The organism is Sphingomonas sp. (assembly GCF_030145815.1).
In the GTDB taxonomy this organism is placed as follows: domain Bacteria; phylum Pseudomonadota; class Alphaproteobacteria; order Sphingomonadales; family Sphingomonadaceae; genus Sphingomonas.
In genome coordinates this window covers 63,408-75,188 of record NZ_JAIXHL010000023.1, presented here as the reverse complement: position 1 = coordinate 75,188, position 11,781 = coordinate 63,408, and the positions used below count along the sequence as shown (strand labels likewise).

Below are 11,781 nucleotides of genomic sequence, written 5' to 3'. Positions count from 1 at the left end.
TCCTGCGCGGCGATCCGGCGAACCGCAGCTTTTCGGTCGTGTATCTGAAGGATGGCCGCGTGATCGCGCTCGACTGCGTCAACGCGACCAAGGATTATGTGCAGGGCCGCAAGCTGGTGGTGGAGCGGCTGTCGCCTGACCCGGCGGCGCTCGCCGATGCCAGCGTGCCGCTCAAGGAACTGGTCTGAAAAGGCGTGCACCATATTCGTTGCGCTGCGACATTGGCGAATGGCCCCGAGGCAGCGGTGGGCCGAGCACGCGTTAGTTTTGTTCAGATGACAGGGTACTTGGCCCCTGCACCGTTTCTTGGCTGATGAGCACGAGGCGCTTGTCGGTTGGTTCCGGGGCAGGCGGGGCGCACGACGCTGAGCGATCGTGCGGTTGGCATCGCTACGGTAAAAAGTTCGAAGTTCGCCGTATCTACTGCGCCGAGACGAATATTTCCCAATGATTTGAGTGCCCGATCAGGTGGTTCATGGGGCACCAGTTTTAGGTCTGAAACGGCCCTAAAATCCTCGAAAAACCGCAGAAAAGCTGGTATTCTTGGGCCTCGGTCATCCGCCGATGGTTGCCCAAGTTTGCCCGCATCCGGTCAATTTGGGGGCCCTTTGTGGGGGCCTTTTTGCAAGCGGAAGTTTGAGGCCCCCACATGGCGCTGGCAGTGTTGAAAATTCGCGCGATTCGGCCGTGGGAAAAGGCTTACAAGGTCGCTGACGAGAAAGGGCTGTACCTCCTCGTAAAGCCATCTGGCGCGATGCTCTGGCGCCTGAAGTATCGGTTTCACGGTGTCGAAAGAAAGCTGGCCTTCGGTTCGTACCCCGAGGTGTCCTTGAAGGAAGCGCGCCAGCAGCTAGGCAATGGCGTCGACCCAAGCGCGAGCAAAAAGCAAGCGGCGCTGGAGGCGTCACTGAACGCCGCGGCAACCTTTCGCGCTCTCGCCGACGAGTTCATCGAGAAGATGGAACGCGAACACAAAGCGCCGGCTACAATCAAGAAGGCGCGATGGTTCATGGATTTGCTCGATCCTGACCTGGGTCACCTGCCGATCGCTAATATCACCCCCCAGCAGCTTCTCGCCGCGCTGAAGAAGATCGAGCGACGCGGCCATCATGAGACGGCGCAGCGGCTTCGCGCGTTTGCTGGACGCGTGTTCAGGTACGCGGCTGCAACAGTGCGGGCAGAGCGTAACCCGGCGGACGTCCTTCGCGGCGCGCTGACTGTTCCGCAGGTCCGGCATCATTCTGCAATTGTCGATCCAAAAGGCGTCGGCGAATTGATGCGCGCAATCGAGGGATATGACGGTCGGATAGAAACCAAGCTCGCTCTCAAACTGGCGCCCCATGTTTTCGTGTGCCCGGGCGAATTACGGACTGCGGAATGGAGTGAGGTCGATTTTGACGCTGCTGTTTGGAGAATTCCCGCTGAGAAGATGAAGATGCGGCAGGTCCACGCTGTGCCGTTGTCCAGACAGTCGCTCGGCATCTTCAAGGAGTTGAGGGCGCTTGGGAATGCCGGCTCATTCATATTTCCTGCGCTTCACAACGCTGCGGTGCATGAGCGAGAATACGCTTAATACCGCCTTGCGCAGGATGGGATACGATCAGCAGGAGATGACGTCCCATGGCTTCAGATCAATGGCGAGCACCCTGTTGAACGAATCCGGTCTTTGGCATCCTGACGCGATTGAGCGCGCGCTGGCACATGGTGACAATAACCGTATCCGGGCTGCCTATCATCGGGGCGCACACTGGGACGAGCGCGTACGAATGGCGCAATGGTGGTCGGATTATCTCGATCAATTGCGGATCGGCGGTGCTGTGATCGAAGGCAGGTTCCAAGCGCTGGCGGCTAATGGCTGAAAGTGGGCCGGAAGCGGTTGGTCTGGCTTCAGAGACGAAAGTGAGCATTGCGGAAGTTGTCTGACCGCAGGCTGCCAAGCAGATCAATGTATGCTCGACGCGCTAGCCACCTAAAGAGAAGTCTAGAGACATTGGACGTCTTGGGCCAAACGGGTAAATGAGGCAGGCGGCTAGGCGACAACCCCAAAAACGCGACCCCCTTCCCGAATATCATTGCGGGGTCCCGAAATAACTGCCTGTGCCATCATCTGCGGACTGCACTTATCGGGGGCGTTAATCTTGAAGGTTTCGGTCTGCGCTCTCAGCACTCCCATTTCTTCAAGCAAGTGCGCGGCGGCGGCCGAACTCTCCTCGACCATTGCGGCATTCTGCTGAATGCTTGTTTCGATCGAAGCGAGCGCTGTGGTTACCGCTATAGCAGCATCCGCTTGGTTGCGGCTCGCCTGGGCGATGGCGTTGGCGCGGCGCGCGGTTTCCTCGGTCGAACCCTCAATGACCCTGAAGGCGACGTCGATCGAGCCCACCGCCTCGACGGCGGTCTCGATCTCGTCACGCGCGCGCGTCAACTGCTCCTTGGCGTTAGCAGATTCCGCTTCGGCTCGGAGCGCAAGGGCGCTGACAAGATCCGCGACAACCGCGAAGCCGCGGCCGGCGTCGCCCGCACGGCCTGCTTCTACGGCTGCGTTCATCGCCAGCACGCGCGTCTGGAAGGCGATTTTCTCGAGTCCCTCGATGACATCGTCAATCGCCCGGGAACTTTCCGTAACTGCCACCATGGCAGCGGTGGCAGTTGTCGTTCGGTTGCGGCCCTCCGCTACCGCCTGACGGGCGGAATCGCTGGAGGCTCGCGAGTCGTCTGCAGCCGCCGCGGTTTCGTCGACGCTTTTGGTGATTTCTTTTACAGCTGCTGCTGTCGAGCCGAGGTCGTTCGAAGCCCGCTCGGTACGCCGAGCCAGATCACTTGAGGATTGAGCGATCTCGCGGCTGCCCATTTCGATTGAATGCGTGCTTTGCGTCAAGGCATGGATCAGGTCGCGCAGCCTATCGACCGCGCCATTGTAGCCAAGCTTCAATTCGTTGAACTCGACGGGATACTCCTCGAGAATCTTTGCGCTGAGATCCCCATCGGCAAGCCGATGGAAATAGCGGCCCATGCCCCGCACGACCGATGCATGTTCCTGCGCCAGCACGTTCATGCGGATCTGCTCCTCGGCCGCGCGCTTGAAGCTATCCATGGCGCGCGTAAGACGTCCGACGCAGTCGGTAAAGTCGGTGTACGCGATCGGGCTTTCTAGATCTCCGGCGGCGAGCGCTTCCATACGAACCACCGTCGCAACATACGGGCCGGCGATCACTTCGCGAAACCAGGCGGCACAAATGACGGCCAAGATCACAACCGCCACATCGGCACCGCGCGCTACTGCGGAAGGGAGCAACGCGTCCGCGCTTATAACGCCTGCGATCATGCCGACGAAAAGCCCGAATGCGATAAGTAGTTTCGTTCGAATAGGGGCGTTTGCCTGAAACCAGGACACGGCAATCTCCTTAGACCGGAGTGAATTCAATTCTATTGTCGAATTATATATTGAGAGGGTTCAAATCGTTGTTCCCGCAAACACGATTTCTTCCCGATAGTTTCGCCCTGTAAAGCGCCGCGTCCGCGCACCTGATGAGCGTTGCGCCAGTGTCATCCGAGCGCGGTTCGTCGGAACTTATAAGCGCCCATCCGATGCTTACGCTTACAATCCCCGTGTCTGATTCGCGGTTTTCGATACGAAGACCTTCGACCGCCGACCTGCACTTCTCCGCCAGGATCGACACCGCATCGCCGTCGACGTCAGTCAGAAGCACCGCGAACTCTTCGCCGCCGTAGCGCATGACCAGATCGGTATCGCGCCTGAACGCATCCTTGATGGCGTGCGCGACCGAACGAAGGCAGGCGTCTCCTTCGTGATGGCCGTAGGTGTCGTTGAATACCTTGAAATGATCGATGTCGATGAGGAGAAGTGCTATATCAGAGCCGGATTGCGCACAATGATGCACCCCAAAGCCAAGCTCGGCGTCAAACTTGCGCCGGTTGCCCAGCGAGGTGAGCGAGTCGACGAAAGCCATTCGTGCCATTTCCCGCCGAAGTTCGACCGCCTCCGTCACTTCCGTGGCGATCTTGAGAATTCGGGTCGGCGTTCCGTCCGGGCCGAGAATGGGATTGTAGCTTGCCTGAAGCCACACCGGCTTCCCGCCCTTTCCCAACCGGCAGAATTCCGACTGGATGAATTCTCCCGCCCGTAGCCGGCTCCAGAATGTTTCGTATTCCGGTGTGAGGTAATCGTCTTGGGCCAAAAAGAATTTGTGGTTCCTGCCGCGCACATCCAGATGACTATACCCCATGATCTGGAGATAGACCGAATTGGCGGTAAGTACGTTCCCGTCCATCGAGAACTCTATCATCGCCGTTGACCTGGAGATCGCCTCCAGCATGTCCAGCAAATTATCGGAGTGGCGCTTGTCGATCGTGATATCGGTCGCGGTCTGCAGGACATAGGCGGGATCACCTGCGGGATCGAAGACAGCGGCGTACTGGACCCTCAGTAACATCTCTTCACCGCATTCCACCGGGCAGCGAAGCTCAACCTGCACCGGGCGGCCCTCCTTCAAGGCTTCCCAAAATATTGGGCTGGTCACGGTGACACCATCGTCGGGGTGGATGAGGACGCTGTGGTGCTGGCCGACGACCTGTTCTTCACGCTTTCGGACCATGCGGAGATATCGTTCGTTGATGGCAAGGACCGAACCCGTCATCGAGAGTTGCATGATCGGGGTACTGCGGGAGATGGCATCCAACATCAGCGATCCGGTAATGTCCTTTTGACCGGATCCCGCGGGCATAGATGCATGCATGTTCATAACTGAACGTCCGCGCGCGCGTCTTGCAATGCGGCATTTGTCCAGCTCGAAGCTAGAAGATGCCGGACCAGGCGCAGTCCGCACCTGCTATGCCTGCGGCTCTGACCCAGCCGAGGGGCGCTGGGGAAGGGAACGTGGGACCCGCAGCGCTCAACTTCGCCATGTGCGATTCGCACAGGCGGGTGTGCACGCAGACGCGCGGTTCGCGCTTGCGCCTCAGCGGGTGCTTGTGTCGGGCTAGGCTTCAAACCGCAAATCGGCTGTTTGCGCTCGCGCAGTTTTGTCGCCATTTCGCCCGCCGCCCGTCGTCCATCCTTCTACAGTCATTGTAGAGGCGGTGCCGATGGGAAGGGTCGGATAGTAGTATTACGGGGCGCCGCAAAGCTACTGGGAAGCGGACGGTCCGATGTGAAGATACACCGCGCTTGTCCGAACGACCGATTGTAGGGCGCGAAGCTGTCGGTAGATTTCCCCCCGAACCCATAAGTTGGATATAGACGAGTTGTGCGTTTCGCGCCTTGGGCGCGACCGCGCTCTATTCCGCTGCGCTCTACCGAGCCCTGGCGGGTCTCGGCCCATGCGGGTGACGATCGAATAACGCGACAGCGGCGGATGCCGCGTGAAGCGGAACGCGGATGCAGCGGAGCGTACACTGGCGGCTTCCTTCGGAACCGCCAGGGGCCGCGCATCGTGATCGCCGCGTAACACACTCGGTCTGGCCGGAGGGCGCGGCGGCGGCTGGGGCACGGCCCGCGCGCGCACGCCGCCGCGACGGCCGGCCGGCTTCGAGAGTGCGTGTTCGTGGGGCTCATGCAGAGCCGGGCAACGCGATGCGTTGCGTGACGCTGCGGACGGCGCGTTGCGCCGGCGTTGTTGGTCTCGGCCGCGGCCAAGGAGGGTGGGCGGTCGCTGCCCTCTAGTCCCGCCGCGTCGCGCCGCAACCCGGCTGCGCCGGGTCTTCCACTGCGTTGCAGCCCTGGATCCCGCCTCATTGCGCTGGCGCAATAAGGCCCCGGGGGGTGCAGCACGCCGCTTCAGCTGGACTGCCGGTCCGCTCCTTGCCGCCCACCCCCCTTCGCCGGGACCGGTGCGGATTGAAGAAGGAGCAAGGACCATGACCAACAGCAAGACGGGTGACGACCGGAAAAGCCTATATGCGCAGGTGACCGGGCAGGTGATCGAAGAACTCGAGGCAGGACGGCTGCCATGGGTGCAGCCGTGGGACAGCGGAGCCTGTGGCTGCGCGATGCCGCGCAATGCGCAGAGCGGGCGGCGCTATTCCGGGATCAACGTGCTGATCCTGTGGGCTGCGGTGGTGGCGGGGGGCTATGGCTCGCAGCGCAGGCTGACGTTCCAGCAGGCAAAGGCGCTGGGCGGCAGCTTCCGCAAGGGCGAGCGCGGAACCACGGTCTGCTAGGCCGACCGGTTCACGCCCAAGGGCGAGCAGGACCGCGCACGCGACGAGGATCGCGAGGCGCGGCAGATCGCGTTTCTCAAGCGGTTCACGGTATTCAACGTCGCGCAATGCGAAGGCCTGCCCGAGGCGATGCTGGCACCGGACCTGCCACTGCCCGAATACGAGACCATTCCGGCAGCGCATGCGCTGATCCGCGCGAGCGGCGCGGATTTCCGGGTCGGGGCGATGGAGGCCTATTATGCGCCCGCCGAGGACTATGTGGCAGTCCCGCCGCAGGGCGCGTTCCCCGAGCCGATCAACTGGTATCGCACCGCGCTGCACGAGCTTGGTCACTGGACCGGGCATCCGACGCGCCTCAATCGCGACCAGTCGGGCGGGTTCGGGACCGCCGCTTATGCGCGGGAGGAACTGGCGCGGAGATGGCGAGCGCGTTCACCTGTGCGGCGCTGTCGATCCGTCCATCCGTTCGGCACAGCGACTATATCGGCGCGTGGCTTGCGGTGCTGCGCAGCGACGAGCGCGCGATCTTCCGCGCCGCCAGCGCCGCCGCCAAGGCTGCCGACTATCTGCTGGCGTTTGCTTCGCGAGCTGAGGGCGGGCCAGATTGAAAGAGGAACTGCGCATGTGCCTGCCCGCCGGGGTGCACGCCATGCTCCCGCTGCGCGCCCTCGAGGCCCTTGTCGGATCTCGAGGGCGCGCAGCGGGCGACAGTCGCGAATGCGGGCGGCGCGGAACCCCGCGTGAAGCGGAACGCGGGTTCAGCGGAGCGTACACTGGCGGCTTCCTGCGGAACCGCCAGAGGCCGCGCGTCGTGATGGCCGCGTAGCACACTCGATCCGGCCGGAGGGCGCGGTGACGGCTGGCGCACGGCCCGCGCGCGCACGCCGCCGCGACGGCCGGCCGGATTCGAGAGTGCGTGCTTGTGAGCTCCTGGCGGAGCGGCAAGCGCGCTGCGCTTGAGATGCTGCGGTCGGCGCGCCGCGCCGGCGTTGTTTGTTCGGCCGCGGCCAAGGGGGGTGGGCGTCGCTGCCTTCTAGTCCCGCCGCGGCGGGTCGCAACCGGCGTTGCCGGTCCTTCGCGCCGCCATTGATCAGCGTACCGAGCACATAGCTGTTGGTTCCGGTGACATCGAGGACACCGCTGCCCGCCTTTACCAGAACCAGATTGCCGGTCAGGTCATTGGCCAGCACCTCGTCGTTCGTGTTCCCGACCGCGAGAATGCCGCCCGATGTGGTCGATGTGACGAAGCTCGATCCCAGCGCATTGACGCTGGCGACATCTAGGACGCCGCCCTGAATGTCGAGCCCGAGTGTGGACCTTGGCCCGCGGCCCACCTTGCAATTGCTGCGGATCCTGCAGGAGGCGGTTACGAATGCGATGCGCCATTCGGGCGCGCGGCGGATCGCGGTGACGGGCAGCGCAGGCCCATATGGGCCGATCCGAATTACCGTGCGAGACGATGGCACTGGATTGGTCGAGGGCTATCGCCGCGGGCGCGGACTGACCAGCATGGAGACGCGCGCGCGCCATCTCGGCGGGGCGCTGACCATTGCAACCGGCCCCGACGGCACCTGCCTGACGCTCGAAGTGCCGCTGGCGCGTGCCAATTCCTCTGGTTGATCAAGATGGGATCGACGACGCCATATCTGGCGCCATTGAGCATGACGCGTATGAACGGGGCAGGCCTGCCGCCCGACCCGAGCATTGCCGCTCCAACGCTGGCGGCGCAGGCGGCGTGTCGATCAGGCGCGGCGTCGCGCGGCGTTCACGCCTGCGCTAGCCGTCCGGCGGCGAAGTCCCGTGCGAGTGCGATGAACGCCTGGAAGGCCGCCGAGGCATTGCGGCGGTTGGGATAATACAGGCACAGCGGCGCGATGGGCGGCGTCCAGTCTTCCAGAATGCGAACGAGACGCCCCGCCGCAATGTCTTCACGGACATCGGTCTCCATGAAGTAACCGATCCCCACACCGTTCATGACAGCAATCCGGGTGAGCGACGCCTCGTCGAGCGTCATCGGCCCCTCGACATCAAGCTGCAGCTCCGCGCCGCCCCGTTCGAAGCGCCACCGGAACAGCGCACCGTTGGGAAGCCGGACCCGCAGACAGGGGTAGGTTGCAAGGTCCTGCGGCACCTTCGGGATCGCGCGCTCATGGAAGAAGGCCGGGGATGCCACGACCGCCATGCGCCGTGTCTGGCCGAGTGGGATCGCGATGGCGTCGCTCGGCACCAGGTCTGCGCTGCGCACACCCAGGTCGAAGCCTGCAGCCACGACGTCCACCAGCCGCCCCTCAGTGACGAGATCGATATGCACCTGCGGAAAGCGTTGGAGATAGGTCAGCACCAGCGGCGCCATGATCTCGCGCGCGGCGGTCGCAAAGGCATTGATGCGCAACGTGCCCGACGGCACCTCCTGCTGCGCGCGTGCCGAGTTCATCGCCTTCTGAATGTCCGCGAGCGCCGGCTTGATCTGCGCGACGAAGATCCGACCGGCATGGGTCAGCGACACGCTGCGCGTGGTGCGATTGAACAAGCGTACGGCAAGCTCGCGCTCAAGCTTCCCCACTGCGTTGCTGATCGCCGTGGTCGACATGCCGAGGTCGAGCGCCGCGGCCCGGAAGGAACCGCACCGTACGATCGCGAGCACCGCTTCGAGTTCGATCAGGGAGTGGCGGACCATTATTCTGATTTTCGTGACACGCTATGCCGGTTTGTCGCGATTATCAGGAGTAATGTCCATCGCTAAATCATGTTCATCGCTGTCGAGGAGATGACCATGCCAATCGCTCTACCCAAGCCGATCGCCGATTATGTCGCGGCGAATGCCCGTCTCGATATCGACGGGATGATACAGCCCTTCCGGGGTGATGCCGTCTTCATCGACAACGGCAAGCGGTTCGAGGGACAGGCGGCGATCCGCCAGCTTTTCGAGAAAGAAGTGATCCCGGTGAAGGCGGTCTTCGCGCCCGACGCCGTTCGGCACGCAGGCGACGCGGTGATCGTCGAAGGTCCGGCGCATGGCGACTTTCCGGGCAGCCCGCTGCGCTTCACCTACCGTTTCGTACTGGCGGACGGTGCCATCGAGACGCTGGAGGTCACGGTATGAGCATCACGGCGGATCCCACCGAGTTCTCCGGCAAGCGGGTGCTGGTCAGCGGTGGCACCAAAGGACTCGGCCGCGCTACGGTAGCGCGCTTCCTGGCTGGCGGGGCGCGTGTCATCACCGCCGCGCGGGCGATCAATGATCCCATCGACGGGGTCGACTATGTCCAGGCTGACCTCACCACGCCAGAGGGCAGCGAAGCGCTGGCCACGGCAGCAGTCGCGCGACTGGGCGGCATCGACATTCTCGCGCATGTCATTGGTGGCTCGGCGTCGCCAGCCGGGGGCTTCACCGCGTTGAGCGACGCGCACTGGCTTGCCGAGCTGAACCTCAATCTGCTGGCCACCGTCCGGCTCGATCGCCTGCTGATCCCGCAGATGATCGCGCGGGGCAACGGCGTTGTGGTGCATGTCACCTCGATCCAGTCGGTGCTGCCGCTGCCCGAATCCACCACCGCCTATGCCGCAGCCAAGGCGGCGCTGCGGACCTACAGCAAGTCGATCTCGAAGGAGCTGGGTCCTAAGGGTGTGCGCGTCAATGCTGTCTCACCCGGCTGGATCATGACGGAAGGGGCCAGTCACTTTCTCGAAATGCTGCGCGCGGCCAATGGCGGTACGATCGAGGACGCGCGGCAATCGGTGCTCGACGGCTTGGGCGGGATTTCGATCGGACGCGGTGCCGAGCCCGAAGAGGTGGCGGACCTGATCGCCTATCTCGCCGCTGACCGCGCCGCCGCGATCCACGGGTCCGAGTTCGTCATCGACGGAGGGACGATCAGCACCGTGTAGCTAGGCCGCCCGCGCGCTCTGCCACAGCATATAGGCAGCGATGACAAAGATCAGGCCGGCAAAGACCAGCGTCAGCTTCCCGCTGCCCGAAAGTCGGCGCGCGACTGCAGTACCGCCAAGTCCACCGACCACCCCGCCTGCAATGAAAATGCCGGCGAGCGTCCAGTGGACCAGACCGGACACCGCATAGTTCGCCGCCGTGGTCAGGCCAAAGGCGGTGACCGCGACCAGGCTGGTGCCGACCGCGTTGACGATCGGCATATGGGTCGATGCGATCAAGCCGGGCACGATCAGGAAGCCGCCGCCAATCCCGAAAAAGCCCGAAAAGGCGCCACTGCCCAAGCCGAAGCCCAGCACGCGCGGCGCATTGGTGCGGGTGCATTGTGCCGTGGGATCGCCCTTTGCCTTGCGGCCGCGGATCATCAGCACGCCGACCCCGACCATCACCAGCGCGAACAGGAACAACAGCTGCTGACCGTCGACAGCCTTGCCCAGGCTAGATCCGGCGAACGCGCCGACGATGCCCGCTGCGGCGTACATGCCGCCGCAGCGCCATTTGACGGTGTGGGCGCGAGCATGGCTGAGCAGCCCGGTTGCGGCATTGGCCGCGACCGCCAGCGCCGCGGTGCCGATCGCGATGTGCGGATTGGCGACGCCGACGACATAGACCATCAGCGGAACGGCAAGGATCGACCCGCCGCCGCCGACCAGGCCGAGCGAAAAGCCGACCAGCGCACCGGACAGCAGCCCGAGCAGGAGGTAGGTCACGTCAACCATTGCCCACCGTCACGCTATCGCCGGAGCGGTCACACCGCATCGAGCGGGATCTTGAGATATCGGGTGCCGTTCGCCTCTGGCTCGGGCAGGCGGCCGCCCCGCATGTTCACCTGAATCGACGGCAGGATCAGCCGGGGCATGCCGAGCGTCCGGTCGCGAGCGGTCCGCATCGCGACGAACTCGTCCTCGCCGATCCCGTCATGCACATGGACATTGACATCACGCTGCGCACCGATGGTGGTTTCCCAGCGGAATTCCTTGCGACCCGGCGCCTTATAGTCATGGCACAGGAACAGCCGCGCCTCACGCGGCAGCGCCAGCAGGCGGCGGATCGACTGGTACAGCCGCCGGGCGTCACCACCCGGAAAATCCGCGCGGGCGGTGCCGTAATCGGGCATGAAGATCGTGTCGCCCGGAAACACGGCATCGCCGATGACAAAGGCGAGGTCGGCCGGTGTGTGCCCCGGAACGGCCAGCACGGTGGCGCGGATCGACCCCAGCATGAAGCTGTCGCCATCATCGAACAGCTGGTCGAACTGCGATCCGTCGCGTTCGAATTCAGTGCCGGCGTTGAACAGCTTGCCGAACGTGTCCTGGACCATGGTGATGTGGCGGCCGATCGCCAGTTTGCCGCCCAGCTGCGCCTGCAACCAGGGCGCGGCGGAGAGGTGGTCGGCATGGACATGGGTTTCCAACAGCCATTCGACCGTCAGCCCGCGCGCCGTCACATAGTCGACGATCGCCTGTGCCGAACCATGGCTGGTGCGTCCGGAAGCGGGGTCGAAGTCCAGCACGCTGTCGATGATCGCTGCAACCCGTGCGACCGGGTCATGCACGACATAGCTGACCGTGAACGTCGCCTCATCAAAGAAGCCGCGCACGATCGGCACCGGCATCCTGTCGCTGCGACACGCGCGGACAATGTCTGCCGCCTGT

The 11,781-nt window shown here is 63.5% G+C and carries 9 protein-coding genes and 2 pseudogenes; 6 read left to right on the top strand and 5 right to left on the bottom strand.

Annotated elements, in window-relative coordinates; translation table 11 throughout:
- Together KYX69_RS18145 and KYX69_RS18140 are read left to right on the top strand one after the other, a co-directional pair.
- Positions 1–188 (top strand): oxidoreductase C-terminal domain-containing protein (locus tag KYX69_RS18145; protein WP_300499818.1); only part of this gene is annotated, 188 nt, incomplete at its 5' end.
- 461 nt (positions 189–649) lie between these two features.
- Positions 650–1,859: pseudogene (locus KYX69_RS18140) on the top strand (tyrosine-type recombinase/integrase).
- Between the two features lie 170 nt (positions 1,860–2,029).
- Here the strand turns inward: KYX69_RS18140 and KYX69_RS18135 are convergent.
- The gene (locus KYX69_RS18135) at positions 2,030–3,394 is read right to left on the bottom strand and encodes a methyl-accepting chemotaxis protein (RefSeq protein ID WP_300499815.1); all 1,365 of its coding nucleotides are present in this window, start codon (positions 3,392–3,394) and stop codon (positions 2,030–2,032) included.
- Positions 3,395–3,437: 43 nt separating this feature from the next.
- A complete protein-coding gene (locus KYX69_RS18130; protein ID WP_300499813.1) occupies positions 3,438–4,757 on the bottom strand; it encodes a sensor domain-containing diguanylate cyclase in 1,320 nt (439 codons plus the stop codon).
- A gap of 1,120 nt (positions 4,758–5,877) precedes the next feature.
- Between KYX69_RS18130 and KYX69_RS18125 the strand changes: the two are divergent.
- Positions 5,878–6,788 (top strand): annotated as a pseudogene (locus KYX69_RS18125) (ArdC family protein).
- 688 nt (positions 6,789–7,476) lie between these two features.
- Positions 7,477–7,800: a sensor histidine kinase gene (locus tag KYX69_RS18120; RefSeq protein ID WP_367280215.1), complete on the top strand. Its 324-nt coding sequence runs from the start codon at positions 7,477–7,479 to the stop codon at positions 7,798–7,800.
- A 145-nt stretch (positions 7,801–7,945) separates the two neighbouring features.
- Here the strand turns inward: KYX69_RS18120 and KYX69_RS18115 are convergent, their stop codons facing one another.
- Positions 7,946–8,857, bottom strand: coding sequence for a LysR family transcriptional regulator (locus tag KYX69_RS18115; RefSeq protein WP_300499808.1), 912 nt, complete (start codon positions 8,855–8,857; stop codon positions 7,946–7,948).
- A gap of 96 nt (positions 8,858–8,953) precedes the next feature.
- Here KYX69_RS18115 and KYX69_RS18110 point away from each other — a divergent pair, with 96 nt between their 5' ends.
- Positions 8,954–9,283, top strand: a complete 330-nt coding sequence (locus tag KYX69_RS18110; protein ID WP_300499805.1) for a nuclear transport factor 2 family protein — start codon at positions 8,954–8,956, stop codon at positions 9,281–9,283.
- On the top strand, positions 9,280–10,068 hold the full coding sequence (locus KYX69_RS18105; RefSeq protein ID WP_300499802.1) for an SDR family oxidoreductase: 789 nt from the start codon (positions 9,280–9,282) through the stop codon (positions 10,066–10,068). Before KYX69_RS18110 ends, KYX69_RS18105 begins: the two co-directional genes overlap by 4 nt.
- Here the strand turns inward: KYX69_RS18105 and KYX69_RS18100 are convergent, their stop codons facing one another.
- On the bottom strand, positions 10,069–10,845 hold the full coding sequence (locus KYX69_RS18100) for a sulfite exporter TauE/SafE family protein (RefSeq protein WP_300499799.1): 777 nt from the start codon (positions 10,843–10,845) through the stop codon (positions 10,069–10,071).
- A 29-nt stretch (positions 10,846–10,874) separates the two neighbouring features.
- Entirely contained in the window at positions 10,875–11,741 is an 867-nt protein-coding gene (locus KYX69_RS18095) for an MBL fold metallo-hydrolase (RefSeq protein ID WP_300499821.1), read from the bottom strand.
- Positions 11,742–11,781: the final 40 nt, after the last annotated feature.